This is a genomic window from Paeniglutamicibacter sp. MACA_103, from assembly GCF_045798555.1.
Taxonomy (GTDB): domain Bacteria; phylum Actinomycetota; class Actinomycetes; order Actinomycetales; family Micrococcaceae; genus Paeniglutamicibacter.
In genome coordinates this window covers 1-16,133 of sequence record NZ_JBIXLN010000011.1, presented here as the reverse complement: position 1 = coordinate 16,133, position 16,133 = coordinate 1, and the positions used below count along the sequence as shown (strand labels likewise).

Genomic DNA, 16,133 nt, shown 5'->3' with positions numbered 1-16,133 from the left:
CGAGCCTTGAGCAAGAGAAATGAACCCGCCCGATCCGCCCAAGGCTCGCTCTCCGAGCGCCTGACAGCCAAGCACTGGATCTACTTCAGCCTGATCACGCTTGTCCTGCTCTGCGACGGCATGGACGTCACGATTGTCGCTCACGTATTCCCGACGCTCATCAAGGGCTGGGGCGTCTCCGTCGGCGGCGGCATTGCCTTCGTGGTGGCCGTTGGCTTCCTGGCCATGGGCCTTGGTGCCGTCGCGGCAGGCGGCCTGTCCGACAGATGGGGACGCAAGTCCGTACTCATCTGCAGCGTTCTGATCTTCGGAGGGGCCACCGCGCTGGGCGGCACCTCGGGCGACTTCTCGGCATTTGCCGCCTGGCGGATCCTGGCCTGCCTGGGGATGGGCGCCGCCATGGCGTCGGGAAACACCCTGCTGGCGGACCTGGTTCCTGAGCATCGGCGCGCGGCGCTGCTGGCCACCGCGTACGCCGGGGTGGGCCTGGGGACAACTGTCGGGGCAATTCTGGCCGGCACCTTGATTCCCACCGCAGGATGGCGCGTGTTACTCGTGGTTGCAGGCCTGATTCCGTTGGCAGTGATCGCGGTGCTTGCAGCAGTGGTCCCCGAATCCCCTGCATTCCTTGCCGCCAAGAGCCGGGCGACTGGCATCGTGTCAACGGCTGGCCTTGGTTCGACGGGCAGGCGATCCAGGCCCAAGGGGCCGGCGGGGAGCATTCTGGCCCGTCCAATCGCCCTCACCACCGTACTGTTGTGGCTTTTCGGCTTCTTCTCCTTGGGCACACAATTGCTGATCGCCCAGTACCTGCCGACATTGCTGCAGCTGCCCAAGCCGGGACTCGACACCGTGCAGAGCAGCACCATCGTCGGTGTCTACGGATTGGCGAGTGTCGTGGGCGGGGTGGTGCTCGGCGCCATTCTGGTCCGGATGTCACGTTTCCTGGTCATCGGGATTGTCCTCGGGTTGGCTGCCGCCATGTCGGTCGTGGTCTACCTCTTGCCTGATCCGGGTTTCGAATCCCTGCTCGTGGTTTTGGGAATCACTGGATTCATTCTGCCAAGCGCCCTTGGCCCCACACGCAGCGTCTTGGCAGCCATGGCCTACCCGGCCGGCATGCGGGGTGCAGGCATAGGCGTGGCGGAATTCGGTGGACGGCTGGGGGCTGCCACCGGCGGTATTGCCGGTGGCACGCTGATCGCCGGAGGAATGGGACTTTCTGGCCTGTTCTTGGTCCTGCTGTTGCCCATCGGAGTGCTTCTCGGTTCGTTGGCGGGGCTTCGTGCGCGGTCGCGGCGGACCCAGGGGCCGGAACTCATCGAAGACGTTCCAACTGTCCCAGCTCTAGAACAAGGAAGCACCGAGCGCGCCACCGCCATGGATTGACTGCACCGGGTTCCCGTTGCCACCATGGCCGGGATCCTGCGCCGCTCCAGGCATGAATCGGAACAGCATGGGCCCCTTCACCAATTGATGTCGAATCAATACCGGTGAGGGGGCCCATGCCGTTTCTTTGCCCCGTGTAACTCGGCGGCCGGGCCGGACACGAGTTGCGCGGGTTACGCGGCCGGAGAAATATTGTCCGTTCTGGAAATCCGCCCTCCCAGCGGGGATCCGTATTGGTGGCCACGAACGATTCGTTCCCGGTGCCCCTTGGGCGGCGAGGTCCACACGGCCCGTGCCCGAGCGGCCAACAACCGGTTGCTTGTGCAGGTGCCGGAAGGCCTCCCCAAGAAAGAAGCCCCGTGGAGGACCGAACCAATCCGGTTCGGTCCTCCACGGGGTTTCCCGGTGCCGGCACAAGACCGGCTGCACTTAGGCGCTGACGCGTCCTCGCATGAATTCGGAGTCAGGCGAATCGGTGACGGGCAGCCCGGAGGCTTCAAGGCTTGCGCGAAGCTGCTTCATGAAACGGTCGGGGAGCCGGGCTGCCGGCGGGCGCAGTGCGCCGCCATTAAATCCGGAGAGCCATTCCTGGTACTTCCACTGGGTGCGGTTGATAACGCTGGTGCCAGGGGTGGAAGTGGACGAAACAGCAATATTGGCGGCTCGGGCCGGCTGGGTCTGCCAGTAAAGCTTCATGGCTTCTTCCCACTTGCCGTTGCGGGCCATATCGAAGGCCTTGGGGTAGTAATCGCCCATCCAGTTGGTATTCGCGGTGCCGGAGAACTGGATATCCATGACCGACATCAGGGGGATCAGCTCGGCCTCGATGGGGCAGGAGATCACCACTTCGTCGCGGAAGTGGTGGTACATCTCCATGAGGCCCGGGATGCCCGGGTAGCCCTGCTCGGCCTTGATGGCGACGATGCTCGGCATTGCATCCAGGACACGGCGCACGAAGTCAACGCTCATGCCCGCCGGGTGAATGCGCTCAAAGCCCCAGGCCGGAAGCGGGAACAGCATGGTGGCCAGGTCGGTTTCGTCGGTGAAGCGCTTGGTGTAGTTGAAGACCTCGTCGTAGGAGGTCGGCCAGAACGATGAGGGGTAGGCCAGCAGGGCGCGGTCGGCGCCGGCGGCGGTGGCCAGATTTGCCGCGTGGATGTTCTCTTCCAGGGTGCCGAAAATGGCGTGGAAGAAAAGCCCGAAGTCTTCCCCGGCAGCCTCGCGGGCGACGGCAGTGATCCGGGCGTTTTCCTCCGGGGTCACATTCGCTTCGGCGATGATCAGGGAACCGGCGTAACCGCGTTCCTTGAGTAAGAGGATGTCGTGGCGGATGGCATTCTCGTTGATACCCGAGAAATCGGGGGTGAAGGATGGGTGCGTCACCGCGACGGTGCCGGTGAAGTTCTCCTTGGCCCAGGATCGGGCTTCGGCTTTGGTGTATTCCACCATGGTGTTCTCCTAAGTGTCTGTGAGGTGTTATTTGCGGCTGGTGACGATGCCGACGGGCAGGACGGTGCCGATGCCCTCGGCGCGGGCGCGCTCCACGAGCATCTCGGCAACCACGATGTCCTGCAGTCCGGAACCGGTTGACTTGTAGATCCTGATCCCGTTTTCCGAGTCGATCTCGGTTTCACCGGACAGGACGGCATTGAGTGTGACAACAATCGAATCGACATCGACGCCGTGTGACCGGGCTGCGATCATGTCCCCGCTGTCGTTAACGACCTCGTCGCGGGAATCCACCACAACCACCGCTGCACGGGCGATCAGCTCAGCGGGAAGTTCACGCTGGGCTGCCGTGGTGGAACCGATGGATACCACCGCGGTGTTATTGCCCACCCAGTCGGCCTGCAGCGTCGGGGATTCATCGCGGGAGCGTGCGGCGCACAGGATCAGATCCGCTCCTTCCGCGGCTTCGCGGGCCGAGCCGACGGCCCGTGCGGGAGCGCCAAACGCGTCATCGAACTCGGCCGCAAAGGCCTCGCGGTTGGCGGGGGTCGGGCTGAACACGCGGATTTCGGCGAACTCGAGCACGTGGGAGAAGGCAGTCAGGTGGGAACGCGCCTCAAAGCCGGAGCCGACCACTCCCACGACCAGCGGCCGCCGCGGCACGATCGTGGAGGTGCCCGCGGCGGTGGTCGCTGCGGTGCGCAGACCGGTCACTCGATTTCCGTCAACCAGCGCCACCAAGTCCGCGGTGTCCTTGTCAAAGAGCGAGATCAAATAGCTGACGCGCAGGCCGTCCGCGAAGGACCCTGCGATCGACTTGGCCCCGAACAGCTGGCCGCTGGGCGGTACCGAGGGCATGATCCGCAACCATTCCCGAGGAGTCTGGGCAAAGATCCGCCCCGGAGTTCCGGCCTCGTCGCCGGGAGCCTTGTACGCGGTGCGGATGGCCTCGATTGCCGCGGCCCAGTCCGAAAGGCTGGCCACATCGGCGTCGGTTAGAAATAGTGGAAGGTTTTTCGGTAGCTCGCCATTGGTGCTCATAGAGGCGCTCCTTGGATCTCGGGCAGCCGGTCCACGGGCTGCGGGTGCGGGCGGATCCATTTTGTCAATCCCAAATGGTGTCCGATACGAATCGTATCCTATATAGTCGTGACAGAGAACACGTCTCCAGGAAAAGGATCCCAGCCCATGGCAATCGCAACCGTCAACCCGACCACCGGTTCGACCGAAATGATCATTGAGTCGCATTCGGCTGAGGAAGTCCAGGCCCGCATCGCGGAAGCCGCCGAAGCGGCGCGCCTGCTGCGCGGCACCACCTTTGCCCAGCGCGCGGCGTGGATGCTGGCTGCGGCGGACAGCCTGGAGGGCCAGGCCGAAGGCCTGGGTGAACTGATCACGGTCGAAATGGGCAAGCCGATCGCGCAATCGGTCGCCGAAGTGCACAAGTGCGTCAAGGCCATGCGTTTCTATGCCGCGGAGGCCGAGGGTTTCCTGGCCGATGCCCCGCTGGCGGACCCGTCGAGTGTCGGTGCGAGCCGGGCGTGGACCCGCTACGAGCCACTGGGCACCGTCCTGGCGGTCATGCCGTGGAACTACCCGCTTTGGCAGGTCATCCGCTTCGCGGCCCCGGCGCTCATGGCAGGCAACTCCGGACTGCTAAAGCATGCCTCGAACGTGCCCCAGGCCGCACTGTTCCTCGACACGCTTTTTGAGCGGGCGGGCTTCCCGGCAGGTTCCTTCCGTACGCTGCTGATCGGCGGCTCCGAGGTTGGTTCGGTGCTTGCCGACGCCCGGGTCAAGGCGGTGACCCTGACGGGTTCCGAACCGGCAGGACGCTCGGTGGCCTCCATCGCCGCTGACCACGTGAAGAAATCCGTGCTGGAGTTGGGCGGCTCCGACCCGTTCATTGTCATGCCCTCGGCCGATGTTGCCGCCGCTGCCGCGACGGCCGTGCGCGCGCGGATCAGCAACAATGGCCAGTCCTGCATTGCAGGCAAGCGCTTCATCGTTCATGCGGAGGTCTATGACGCGTTCGCCGCCGAATTCGCGAAGCTGATGTCGGAGCTGGTTGTCGGAGACCCTCTGGACCCCGCAACCCAGGTGGGACCGCTGGCCACCGCGTCCGGACGCGACGAGTTGGCCGAGCTCGTTGAGGACGCGCGAGCCCTTGGTGCCCAGGTGCTGACCGGCGGGACGGCCCCCGAGCGCCCGGGCTTCTTCTACGCCCCCACGGTGCTCGCCGGTCTCACCGAAGAGATGCGGATCATCCAGGAGGAGACCTTCGGGCCGGTCGCCTCGCTGTACCGCGCGACGGATCGCGAGGACGCCCTGCGGATCGCCAACCAGACCACCTTCGGACTTTCCAGCTCCGTCTGGACCAGCGACGCACTGGAAGAAGAGTGGTTCACGGGAAACCTTGACGCCGGTGCGGTGTTCATCAACGGCATGACGGTTTCCTACCAGGAACTGCCTTTTGGCGGAATTAAGCGCTCCGGCTTCGGGCGCGAGCTCGCCGCCGACGGCATCCGGGAGTTCTGCAACCTCAAGACCGTTTGGAAGGCCTGAGCCTGGGGGCCCAACGATCACCCGGAACCGGATTGGTCCCCTTGTGTGGCCTCGTGACGGGTGTTACATTTATTCGAAACGATACGTACTGAATATGAAGGAGTGAGATGGCAAACGTCATTGATGTTGACGTAGTGGTGGTTGGCGGAGGACCCGTGGGGGTCACCGCCCTGGCGTTGCTGGGCTGCGCCGGCCTGAGGGCCATCGGCGTGGAGCGCGAGGTCCAGGCTTGGCCGACCGCCCGTGCCGTGCACTTCGACGGAGAGACCTTCCGTACCCTCCAGTCCCTCGGGGTGGCCGAGCGGTTCGCCAAGGCAACCTTGCCGATGGCCTCGATGCACATCGAGAACGAGGAGCGCGAGGTCCTCATTTCCGTCCCGACCGGCCGGCTTGGGGCCCAGGGTTGGCACGACGACCTTACTTTCCACCAGCCTGACATCGAAGTCCTGCTGCAGGAAGTCGTCGAGGAATTACCCGGTGTCGAGCTGCGCCGCGGCATGACAGTTCTCTCGGTGCGCAATGTCGGCGAAGGCGTCGAGGTCGCGGTGCAAAACGCGGATGGCGAGCAATCCCTCATCCGTGCCCGTTGGGCCATCGCCGCGGACGGAGCCCGCTCGCAGAGCCGCAAGTCGCTGGGTATCGAGTGCGCCAGAGTGGGCGAGGATACGCAGTGGCTGGTCGCCGACGGGATTCTTGAAGGCAGTCCGGGGCTGACCTCCGACATGATCTTCCTGGGCCACCACACCCGGCCCGCCTTGTGGATCCGGCTCCCCGGCAAGCGCGTGCGCATGGAGTTCATGCTGATGCCCGGGGACGATCCCGAGGAAATCACGACCTCGGCCGGGCTTGAACGCCTGAGCCACGGCGTGCTGCCGGCAGACAAATTCACCGCGGACCGGCTGGCGACCTACACGTTCCGCGGACGCATCTCCCAACAGTGGCGTGCCGGGAACATCTTCCTGGCAGGCGATGCCGCGCACCAGGCCCCGCCGCTCTTTGGGCAGGGCCTGTGCGCGGGAATGCGCGATGTGGCCAATCTGGTGTGGAAGCTGGACGCCGTCAAGCGCGGTGCAGCGGATGACAGCCTCCTTGACACCTATGAGTCCGAGCGGCTGCCGCACGCACGGTTCTGGGTCGAGCAGGCGGCCAACGCCGCAGGCTTCCTGCAGACCACGGACGCGGAGGTCGCCAAGCAGCGCGATGCCTTCATCCGGGCTAACCCGGCAGCTTCGGCACCCGTTGCGCCCCCGCTGGGACCGGGCCTGCATGAAGGCGGCACTGACGAACGCGCCGGCCGTCTGGCCACGCAGCCGATCCTCGCCGACGGGGTGCGCCTGGATGACATGGTCGGTTCCCGCTTCCTGGTGGCAACCACCCGCGAACTGTATGCCGGGCTCCCCTCCTCGCTGCGCAAGCAGCTGGATGGAAATGACGAAATCGTCGTCCTCTTTGACCCGGCCAAGGTCGGCCAGATCCTCGAGGCCGCCGGCGCCAAGATCGTTGTCGTTCGCCCCGACCGCTACATCCTGGGCCTGGGGGATACCCCCGAGGACTTCGAACGCCTCATCGGCAGCATCCCGCAAGTCGGCCGCAACGTGCCGGCGCACCACTAAAACCACCTACGCCCCCAACGGAACGAATTACAGGAGACCATCATGGCATTCAGCCCGATCACACACCTGAGGCACTTCGACATCGCGGTGCCCGACTACCAAAAGCAGGTCGATTTCTACAAGAACCACTGGGGACTGACCGAAATGGAGGACGACGGCGGGGTCACCTACTTCGCCGCCGAGGGCTCCCCGGAACAGTATTCGGTGCGCGTGCGGAAGGCCGACGAAAAGCGCCTTGACATGGTCGCGTTCGGCGCCGCCGACAACTCCTCGGTGGACCAGCTTGCCTCGGACCTCATCGCCAAAGGCGTGAAGCTCATCGGCGAACCCGATGACCTCAAGACCCTCGGCGGGGGATACGGCTTCCGCTTCTTTGATCTGGAGGGGCGCACCATCGAGGTTTCATCCGACGTCGAGGTGCGTCAGCACCGCAAGATCGAGGAACGCGAAGCCATCCCGGTGCGCCTTTCCCACGTGGTGCTCAACTCCCCGGAGCCCGAAAAGATGCGCACTTGGTACGAGCAGCACCTGGGCTTCCGCCTTTCCGACACCCTGAACCACCCGCAGGTCGGGGACCTCTTCTACTTCATGCGCTGCAATGCGCAGCACCACTCCATGGCGATCGCCCGCGGCCCGCACGCTTCGCTGCAGCATGCCTCATTCGAGCTGCGAGGCATCGACGAGTACATGCGCGGCACCGGAAAGCTGATGCGCTCGGGCCACCAGAAGCTCTGGGGGCCGGGCCGCCACCGGGCCGGGGACAACACCTTCACCTACTTCCTGGACCCCAACGGCAACACCATGGAGTACACCACCGAACTGGACGTGATCGACGAGGACAGCTGGCATCCCAGCATCTTCGACGTGCGCGAACCCGAAACCTCCGACCAGTGGGGCACCGGCGGAGACATGGACGATTTCATCACCAAGGAGATGTTCAACGACAAGGACAAGGGCCTGTTCGTCCCGCCACCGGTATAGCACGGACGATGATGAGCAACGGAGGATTCATGGAAAAGGCACCTGTCATCGGATTCGGGCTGGGCACCTTTGAGGATGCCGGGGTGCAGTTTCCCGGGGCAGTCTTCGGGGACACCGTGGTTGACCTGCGCACGGTGCTGCCGGGCGTGACCCGGATCGGGGATCTCTTCGCCGACTGGGAAACGCACTTGGATGCGCTCGAGCGGCTGGATCTGGCAACCTCCGGTGCACGCCCGCTGGAGGGACTGAAGGTGTGCCCGCCGGTGCAACCGGTAGGCACCATCATGGCCGCCGGGGCGAACTACCGCGAACACGTCGTCCAGATGAGCGTGGCCCACAAGCTCGGTGCCGAAGGTGCCGATGCGCAGCAACTGGCAGCCGACGCGGCTGCCGAAATCGATGAGCGCGGGCGCACGGGCGACCCCTATGTCTGGACCGGAATCCCCTCGGCGGTCTGCGGCGCCTACGACGACGTGCAACTGCCGGATGTCGGCGGCAACGTCGACTGGGAATTGGAGCTTGGCGTGGTCATCGGCCGCAGGGCGCACCGGGTCTCGGCTGCGGACGCCTTCGATTTTGTGGCCGGGTACACGATCGTCAACGATGTCACCTCGCGCGCGCTCGTGCCGCGCAGCGACATCGCGATGATGGGCACCGACTGGTTCCGCGCGAAGAACCAGCCAACGTTCTTCCCCTCCGGTCCCTATGTGGTTCCGAAGCGGTTCGTGCCGGACCCGACGAAGCTGCGGATCCGGCTGAGCCTCAACGGCCAGGTGATGCAGGATGCCCTGGCCGATGACCTGCTCTTCGACATCCCGAGCCTGATCGCCTATGCCTCCTCGGTTGCAGTGCTGCTGCCCGGGGATGTGCTTATCACCGGTTCGCCGGCGGGCAACGGTTCGCATTGGGGCCGGTTCCTGCAAGACGGTGACGTGATGGAGGCGGAGATCTCCGGTCTCGGCACCCAACGCTCGACGGTCCGTGGGCCTTCCGGGCAGTTGCCTCCCTGGTACGTGGATCGGCCGGTCGCTGTCGCAGCGGCCGGCGGAGCCACCGCGTGAGCCTTCGCCAAAGCCACTTCGTGCCGCCGGTGTCCCATCTGCTGGCGGCCGAGCTGGGATTCCTGAGAGGCGTTCAGGTGGTCCCCACCCGGACCACCTCGAGCGCGGAGCAGCTGAGGGCCTTGCTTGCCGGGGAACAAGACATGGCCATCACGGCGATCGACAACCTCTTCGAATGGACCAGGGCCGGAGCCGACCTTCGCCTGGTGGCACAGGTCGAGGCGAGAACGCCGCTGGGCATCCATGCCCGCGGCGAGGCAAAAACGCTGGCGGATCTGGCAGGATGCCGGTTCGCGGTGGACGCCCCAGACAACGGGTTCGCGCTCATCGCCAAGCGACTGCTGCGGGACGCCGGCATCGAGGTCGATTTTGTGGTGGTCGGTGGTGTGCGCGAACGCCTGGATGCGCTGCTGGACGGCAGCGCGGATGCGACACTGCTCGGGCCGCCGTTCGACAAACTGGCCGAAAAGGCCGGGTTCACCCGTATGGTCGATGTCAATGTGCTGCTGCCGGACCTCCCGGGCCAGGGACTGGTGGTCCGTGCAGAGGTCCTCGAAACCCAGGATCTGGAACACTACTTGGGCGCCTTGGTGCGCGGGGTCATGGCTGGGAATTCCATGGCGGATGCCCAGGGCATCGAGCTGCTGGAACGCTGCGGTTACCAGGCAGCGGCCGCGACTGCCTGGGATTCGCGGGCCCGCACGCTTGACGTTGACCACGGCGGTTTGGACCTCCTGACACAGATCCGTAAAAGCCTGGGCATGCTGCCACCCGGCATTGACATCGAAGGACTTTGCGCCGCCGTTCCGCTCGAGCGGGCCACCCTATCCGCAACCGGTAGGTAATTGAACGCCTCGTACCGCGGAGTCTCAATGAGATGACGTTTGGATTGTCCCGGATCCGTGGGCATTTCCATGCGGTCCATCGAACGCTCGGTCCCCGCCGTGTTCCTGAATTGTCTGCTGCAGTGTTACCTCACTTGGGAAAGAGCATGTGTGTGCAGATCATGCTCGCGCTTACAACTCGCGGCCTCTCTTGAACCAACACGAAGAAGCGGTAATCGGCCGTCTGTCGGCTTGGCCGTCGCGGGGCCACAGCACCCAGCTGTCCGTCTCGAGCGAGGGTCTCCCAATGTTTACCCGATCGTAGGGCCCCCGCAGCGGCGTTATCTCGGTGGTAGCCATCTGGCTCTCGGAGGCAAGGCCAAGTAAGCGGGCCAAGACCGTTCTTGACTACGCCGTCGCTGCGTTGGAAGCGTGCGACCCCCGATGACGAATCGGAACCGGCGCTTCCGGGCCTGCGCCTGCCTCATTGCGCCCATGTTCAAGATCCGCCGTGAGCGCGGAGCCGTGTGCCGCTGCAGTCCGCGGGACCTATGCCGGTGCGACCCCTGCCTATTGCCAACTGCGTCACATCGATGCGATACTGTACGTATCGTATGAATGAAGTTCAAAGGAGCCATCATGAAAATCGGAAGAATTGCAGTGCCCACGCCCGACGGCGAACAGATCCGCCTCGTCGCGGCCCAGCCCGAACAGGGCCGGGTCATTGACCTGGCCCGCGCTTACGCCCTGACGCTTCAGCGCAAGGCAGCCGAGCCGGACCGTGCCCGTGCACTCGCCCTGGCAGTGCTTCCCGGAAGCCTGGCAGCGGGAATCGGCGGAGGCTCGATCTTCCTGGATGCCGCGCACGACGCGCTGGCCGCGGCAGACGACGCTTCGTACGCCATCGACGAGGTCTCCTGGCGCGCCGCCGTTGACTCGCCGGTCATCCGCGATGGACTCACCTTTGAGCAGCACATCCAGAACTTCCACCGGATTGTCGCCAAGGCCCAGCCGGCGCGCTCGATCTATGAGCGCCCGGGCTACTTCAAGGGGACAACGGCCATGTCCTACGGCCACAACCAGGAACTGCCCTACCCGGACTTCACCGAGGCCCTCGACTGGGAGCTCGAGGTCGGCTACGTCGTGGGCAAGTCGGGCAGCAACCTGACGCCTGACAACGCGCTGGAGCACCTCTTCGGCATCACCATCTTCAACGATTTCAGCGCCCGCGACATCCAAGGTCCGGAAATGGCCATCGGCATGGGCCCGCAGAAGTGCAAGGACTTCGGCTACGGCATTGGCCCCTGGGTCACCACCATGGACGAAATCGACTCCATCGAGGGATTGCGCGGCCAGATCCGCGTCAACGGCGAGGTACTCTCCGAGACCAAGGTCGAGGACTTCGTCTACACCCCGGCGGAGCTGCTGGCCTACGTCTCGATCTCCGACCGCCTGCAGCCGGGCGACCTCATCGGATCGGGCACCATGGGCTTCGGAGCCGGCGTGGAGATCGGCAGGTTCCTCAAGCCGGGCGACGTCATTGAGCTCGAGCTCGAGGGCGTCGGCACGCTGCGCACCCCCATCTCCACCGAACGCGAAAAGGCCCCTTGGTGGCCCGAGCCCCGCACCTACCCGCACGAAGAATGGGTGGCCTGATGACCCGGCCCCCAGTTCGCCGAATTGTCACCGGGCACGACGACACGGGACGCGCCATCATCCTTTCGGACGGGGCGGCACCCAACCACTGGTCCTCGGACCTGATTCCCGGTTTTGGTGCCACCGTGCCCTGGCTGACCGACGCCGGACCCATCGACCACGTCACCGACGCGGACCCGGCCTCGGCGGAGGTCGAGATCCCCAGCTTCCCCGCCCCCGGCCAAACAATCATGCGCATCGCCGACTTCCCGCCGGATGCCGTCTATCCGGACGAAGCGGGCTCCGTGATCTTCAGTGAGCTCGACGGGCACGAAGAAGCCGAGGCCGGAGCCGAGCACAGCGGCTCCAAGCACTTCTGGTTCCACCGCACCGACTCGCTGGACTACGCAGTCGTACTCGAGGGAGAGATCACCCTGCTGGTGGACGAGGGCGAGGCGACCATGCGAGCCGGCGACGTGGCAGTGCAACGCGCCACCAGCCACGCCTGGTCCAACCGCACCGACACCACCGCACGTGTCCTGTTCGTCTTGATCGGGACCGAGCCGCAAACCGCGGCCCAGATCGCCGAGCAGCGCAAGGCTGCAGCCCGATCCATGGAGAGCGCATGATCACCAACGCCCAAGCAGCCGACGGGGAGGTGATCTGGCAGCCCGAGCCGGAAGATGCTGCGCAGACCGGCGTCGGCCGCTTCGCCGCCTTCCTGGGAGCCCAGGGTATCGACGCCGGCACCGGCTACGACGAGCTCTGGGCATGGTCGGTGGATGAGCCGGAACAGTTCTGGGAGCACTTCGCCCGTTTTGCGGGAGTCGAGTTCGGCGGGACGGCAGGCCCCGTGCACACTGGCGATCCCATGCCCCACACGCGCTGGTTCCCGGGGCGCACCCTCAACTTTGCCCGGCACCTGTTGCAGGGCCACGAGGGAATCGCGCTGATCGGCATCGCCGAGGACGGCACACGCGAGGAGGTTACCTTCGATGCGCTGCGCAGCGAGGTGGCTTCCCTGGCTGCGCACCTTCGTGCCCGCGGCGTGGGCCACGGGGACCGGGTCGTGGCGATCCTCCCCAACGTCGCCGAGGCAGTGACCGGGCTGCTGGCCACCGCCTCGATCGGCGCCGTTTGGTCCGTCTGCGCCCCGGAGTTCGGCCCGGGTGCGATCGTTTCGCGGTTCGCCCAGCTTGACCCCAAGGTCGTCATCGCCGCGCCGGGCTACATGCTCGGCGGCAAGGACAGGGACCGCCGTGCGGAGTTGGAGGAGATCTTTGCCCAGCTCCCCACCGTTGAGCACGTGATCTGGGTGGGGCGGCATACCTCGATCCCGAGTATCGAGACCCGGGCCCCGGCAGTTCAGTGGGCCCAGGCAGTGGCCGAACCGGCTGAGCTGGTCTTTGACGACGTCGATTTCAGCCACCCCCTCTGGGTGCTGTTTTCCTCAGGGACCACTGGCATTCCCAAGGGCATCGTGCACGGACACGGCGGGGCCTTGCTCGAGGAAATGAAGATGCTCCTCATCCATTCAGACCTGCGTCAGGGGGACCGATACCTCAACGTTGCCTCGACCAGCTGGGTGCTGTGGAACGCAGTTGTTTCCGCCCTGGGCGTGGGGGCGACCGCGGTGCTCGTCGACGGAAACCCCACCTTCCCGTCGGTCGATAGGGTGTGGCAGATTGCCGCAACCGAGAGGGTCGCGGTCCTCGGTGTGGGTGCGGGCTTTGTCCACTCCTGCGCGAAGGCAGCCCTGGTGCCGATGCGGGATCACGATCTGGGCGCCCTGAAGTCCCTTCAGGTCACCGGGTCGCCGCTCTCGGCCGACGGCTATCGCTGGGTCTACGGCAATGTGGGTGACATCTGGCTGGCTTCGATGAGTGGCGGCACCGACATTGCATCCATCTTCGTGGGAGGATCCCCGACGCTGCCGGTACATGTCGGCTACATCCAGGCTCCGGCCCTCGGGGTGCGCGTGGAGTCGTGGGACGAAGTGGGCAATCAGACCCGGGGCAAGGGCGAACTGGTGGTCACCAAGCCAATGCCCTCGATGCCGCTGAGCTTCTGGGGAGACGATGGCAGCCGCTACCACGAGAGCTACTTCGCGATGTATCCGGGGGTGTGGCGGCACGGGGACTTCATCGAGTTCACGGACCGGGGCATCCTGATCCATGGCCGTTCGGATTCGACCCTCAACCGCAACGGACTGCGGCTCGGTTCGGCTGACATCTATTCGGTCGTGGAGTCTCTTCCGGAGGTTGCCGAGGCCTTGGTGGTCGGCGCGGAACTGGGCACCGATTACTACATGCCGCTGTTCGTCCACCTGGCCGAGGGCATCAAGCCGGAGGCGGCCCACGAAGCGATCACCCAATCCATTCGCGAGCATCTCTCCGTCCGCTACCTGCCCGACGAGATTGTCTTCATGCGCGGAATTCCGCACACGCGTACCGGGAAGAAGCTGGAAGTTCCCGTCAAGCGGATGCTGCAAGGTGCGCAACTGGAAACCGTCGCGGATCTCGGTTCGGTGGATGATCCGGAGCTGTTGAAGGCATACGCCCGCTTTGCCCTGGAACGGCAGACGGTCTCGCCGTAGCCAGAGCCGGCAGGTTGGCTGGACATCAAAGCGCCAGGGGCTGGTGAACCGAAATCGGTTTACCAGCCTCTGGCGCTTTCTTTGCCTCTGCTTCAACAGTTCTCGCCGTTGGCTGGTGAATTGGGTTGAGAGTTACGGCAACCATGAGGACAAGCGAACTGTAGCCTCGTCAGCAGCGATACCTTGACCAGGCAGCAAAGTCTCGCGGAGGGAGGCCAAAAACTCATCGCCAATGCTTGAAGATTAAAGTAAATCGTGTATCGTTGAACGTAGAAGCAACAAGCTCCCCCTCCCACCCCTTCCCCAGGAGTCGATCCACAAATGACCACGACACTGCGCGACGTACGCTCGACCGGTTGGACCACCACCGAAACACCCGATGCCGTCATGCTCTTCCTGCACGGCTTCGGCTCCAACGAACAAGACCTCAGCGGACTGGCTCCGGCCCTCGGATTCGACCTGCCGTGGGCTTCGCTGCGTGCACCGCTCGAGCTCGGCAATGGCGGGGCAGCCTGGTTTGAGATCACCACCCCGGGCGCACCGGACGCGGCGCCGGTCGAATCGGCCACCGCCGCTATCTGGGCCTGGATCGAGGCCAACGTCGACCCGTCCAGCCGCATCATTCCTGTCGGATTCTCCCAGGGCGGCCTGATGGCCAGCCAGCTGCTGCGCACCCGCCCCGAGCGTGTCATCGCACCGGTGATCCTCGGCGGATTCGTGCTCGGTGCCACCCAGCCCGGCGACGAGTCGCTGCGCGAAAACCTTCCGGCCGTGTTCTGGGGCCGCGGTGCCGTAGACCGGGTCATCGCCCCGGTGGCGATCACCCGCACCACCGAATTCCTGCCGGCCCACTCCACGCTGGTGGAGAAGGTCTACCCGGGACTGGCCCACGGCATCAACGCCGCCGAGCTCGACGACGTCCGCGACTTCGTCACCGCCCAGCTCGGCGCCGAGGTGGTCTCCGGCGCATGAGTGCCGCCAATCCGTTCGAGATCGGGATCTTCACCTTCGGCGAGCTCACCCGCGATTCCGCCGGCCAGCCGATCGACGCAGCCACGCGCATGCGCGATATCCTCGAATGGGCCCGGGTCGCCGACGCGGCCGGACTCGACGTCTTTGGCGTGGGGGAGCACCACCGCGAGGACTTCGCGGTCTCCTCCCCGCCGGTCGTGCTGGCCGCCGCCGCGGCTCAGACCCAGAACATCCGACTGACCAGCACCGTCACGGTGCTCTCCAGCGCCGACCCGGTCCGCGTGTTCGAGGACTTCGCGACGCTGGATCTGATCAGCTCGGGGCGGGCCGAACTCACCGCCGGCCGCGGCGCCTACCTGGAGTCCTTCCCGCTCTTCGGACAGGACCTGCAGCGCTACGACGAGTACTTCGATGACCGGCTTGAGCTGCTGCTGAAGATCCGCGACGAAAACCCGGTCACATGGAATGGTTCGACGCGCCCGCCGCTGCACGAGGCCGGGGTCTTCCCGCGCCCGGTCCAGGAGTCCCTGCCGATCTGGGCCGCGGTGGGCGGGACCCCCGCCTCGGCCGTACGGGCCGGAAAACTCGGCCTGCCGCTGTACCTGGCGATTCTCGGTGACCCGCCGCGCTTCGCGCCACTGGCCGAGCTCTACCGCCGCTCCGCGGTGGCCGCGGGCCGGGAGCCCGGACAGATCGGGGTGACCTCGCACTTCTATGTCGAGGAAACCTCGCAGGGAGCCAAGGACACGTTCTTCCCGCATTACAGCTCGTACATCGGGCAGAACATGCCCCGCGCTGGCCGGCTTGACCGGGCGGCCTTCGAGGCCTGGGCATCGCCGCGCGGTGCGGTGTTCGCCGGCAGCCCCGCGGAGATCGTGGAGAAGATCCTCTGGGAGCACGAGATCCTCGGGCACACCCGATTCCTGGCCCAGGTAGGGCTCGGCGGCTTGTCCCAGTCACAGACGCTGCGCTCCATCGAGCTGCTGGCCACCGAGGTGCTGCCCGCGGTGCGGGCTGCGCTGAAAAACTAGCGTCCACGACGAAGGCC

13 protein-coding genes are annotated in these 16,133 nt (G+C 65.3%); 11 read left to right on the top strand and 2 right to left on the bottom strand.

The features are described from left to right. Window positions 1-6: 6 nt before the first annotated feature. Window positions 7-1,389, top strand: coding sequence for an MFS transporter (locus ACIPVK_RS07090; RefSeq protein ID WP_407611258.1), 1,383 nt, complete (start codon window positions 7-9; stop codon window positions 1,387-1,389). A gap of 429 nt (window positions 1,390-1,818) precedes the next feature. Here the strand turns inward: ACIPVK_RS07090 and ACIPVK_RS07085 are convergent, their stop codons facing one another. Together ACIPVK_RS07085 and ACIPVK_RS07080 are read right to left on the bottom strand one after the other, a co-directional pair. Then, on the bottom strand, window positions 1,819-2,838 hold the full coding sequence (locus ACIPVK_RS07085; RefSeq protein ID WP_407611257.1) for a dihydrodipicolinate synthase family protein: 1,020 nt from the start codon (window positions 2,836-2,838) through the stop codon (window positions 1,819-1,821). Between the two features lie 27 nt (window positions 2,839-2,865). Further along, window positions 2,866-3,879: an ornithine cyclodeaminase family protein gene (locus ACIPVK_RS07080; protein WP_407611256.1), complete on the bottom strand. Its 1,014-nt coding sequence runs from the start codon at window positions 3,877-3,879 to the stop codon at window positions 2,866-2,868. A gap of 147 nt (window positions 3,880-4,026) precedes the next feature. On the opposite strand from ACIPVK_RS07080, the gene ACIPVK_RS07075 reads away from it, so the two are divergent. From ACIPVK_RS07075 to ACIPVK_RS07030, 10 genes are all read left to right on the top strand, one after another. Further along, window positions 4,027-5,403, top strand: coding sequence for an aldehyde dehydrogenase family protein (locus ACIPVK_RS07075; protein ID WP_407611255.1), 1,377 nt, complete (start codon window positions 4,027-4,029; stop codon window positions 5,401-5,403). A 107-nt stretch (window positions 5,404-5,510) separates the two neighbouring features. Further along, on the top strand, window positions 5,511-7,016 hold the full coding sequence (locus tag ACIPVK_RS07070) for a bifunctional 3-(3-hydroxy-phenyl)propionate/3-hydroxycinnamic acid hydroxylase (RefSeq protein WP_407611254.1): 1,506 nt from the start codon (window positions 5,511-5,513) through the stop codon (window positions 7,014-7,016). 42 nt (window positions 7,017-7,058) lie between these two features. Next, on the top strand, window positions 7,059-7,997 hold the full coding sequence (locus ACIPVK_RS07065; protein ID WP_407611253.1) for a VOC family protein: 939 nt from the start codon (window positions 7,059-7,061) through the stop codon (window positions 7,995-7,997). A gap of 29 nt (window positions 7,998-8,026) precedes the next feature. After that, window positions 8,027-9,058 carry a fumarylacetoacetate hydrolase family protein gene (locus tag ACIPVK_RS07060; protein WP_407611252.1) on the top strand — a complete coding sequence of 344 codons (1,032 nt, stop codon included), beginning with the start codon at window positions 8,027-8,029 and terminating at the stop codon, window positions 9,056-9,058. Further along, window positions 9,055-9,903: an ABC transporter substrate-binding protein gene (locus tag ACIPVK_RS07055; protein ID WP_407611251.1), complete on the top strand. Its 849-nt coding sequence runs from the start codon at window positions 9,055-9,057 to the stop codon at window positions 9,901-9,903. The genes ACIPVK_RS07060 and ACIPVK_RS07055 overlap by 4 nt, the downstream gene beginning before the upstream one ends. A 618-nt stretch (window positions 9,904-10,521) precedes the next feature. Continuing rightward, window positions 10,522-11,538: a fumarylacetoacetate hydrolase family protein gene (locus tag ACIPVK_RS07050; RefSeq protein ID WP_407611250.1), complete on the top strand. Its 1,017-nt coding sequence runs from the start codon at window positions 10,522-10,524 to the stop codon at window positions 11,536-11,538. Next, on the top strand, window positions 11,538-12,146 hold the full coding sequence (locus ACIPVK_RS07045; protein WP_407611249.1) for a cupin domain-containing protein: 609 nt from the start codon (window positions 11,538-11,540) through the stop codon (window positions 12,144-12,146). Before ACIPVK_RS07050 ends, ACIPVK_RS07045 begins: the two co-directional genes overlap by 1 nt. Beyond that, the gene (locus tag ACIPVK_RS07040; protein WP_407611248.1) at window positions 12,143-14,113 is read left to right on the top strand and encodes an acetoacetate--CoA ligase; all 1,971 of its coding nucleotides are present in this window, start codon (window positions 12,143-12,145) and stop codon (window positions 14,111-14,113) included. Before ACIPVK_RS07045 ends, ACIPVK_RS07040 begins: the two co-directional genes overlap by 4 nt. 321 nt (window positions 14,114-14,434) lie before the next feature. Further along, window positions 14,435-15,085, top strand: coding sequence for an alpha/beta hydrolase (locus tag ACIPVK_RS07035; RefSeq protein ID WP_407611247.1), 651 nt, complete (start codon window positions 14,435-14,437; stop codon window positions 15,083-15,085). Then, window positions 15,082-16,116, top strand: coding sequence for an LLM class flavin-dependent oxidoreductase (locus tag ACIPVK_RS07030; protein WP_407611246.1), 1,035 nt, complete (start codon window positions 15,082-15,084; stop codon window positions 16,114-16,116). The genes ACIPVK_RS07035 and ACIPVK_RS07030 overlap by 4 nt, the downstream gene beginning before the upstream one ends. Window positions 16,117-16,133 lie beyond the last annotated feature (17 nt).

Coding starts and splice junctions, on each gene's coding strand:
- ACIPVK_RS07050 (WP_407611250.1), top strand. CDS start 10,522: ATGAAAATCGGAAGAATTGCAGTGCCCACGCCCGACGGCGAACAGATC.
- ACIPVK_RS07065 (WP_407611253.1), top strand. CDS start 7,059: ATGGCATTCAGCCCGATCACACACCTGAGGCACTTCGACATCGCGGTG.
- ACIPVK_RS07080 (WP_407611256.1), bottom strand. CDS start 3,879: ATGAGCACCAATGGCGAGCTACCGAAAAACCTTCCACTATTTCTAACC.
- ACIPVK_RS07030 (WP_407611246.1), top strand. CDS start 15,082: ATGAGTGCCGCCAATCCGTTCGAGATCGGGATCTTCACCTTCGGCGAG.
- ACIPVK_RS07085 (WP_407611257.1), bottom strand. CDS start 2,838: ATGGTGGAATACACCAAAGCCGAAGCCCGATCCTGGGCCAAGGAGAAC.
- ACIPVK_RS07070 (WP_407611254.1), top strand. CDS start 5,511: ATGGCAAACGTCATTGATGTTGACGTAGTGGTGGTTGGCGGAGGACCC.
- ACIPVK_RS07075 (WP_407611255.1), top strand. CDS start 4,027: ATGGCAATCGCAACCGTCAACCCGACCACCGGTTCGACCGAAATGATC.
- ACIPVK_RS07040 (WP_407611248.1), top strand. CDS start 12,143: ATGATCACCAACGCCCAAGCAGCCGACGGGGAGGTGATCTGGCAGCCC.
- ACIPVK_RS07035 (WP_407611247.1), top strand. CDS start 14,435: ATGACCACGACACTGCGCGACGTACGCTCGACCGGTTGGACCACCACC.
- ACIPVK_RS07060 (WP_407611252.1), top strand. CDS start 8,027: ATGGAAAAGGCACCTGTCATCGGATTCGGGCTGGGCACCTTTGAGGAT.
- ACIPVK_RS07045 (WP_407611249.1), top strand. CDS start 11,538: ATGACCCGGCCCCCAGTTCGCCGAATTGTCACCGGGCACGACGACACG.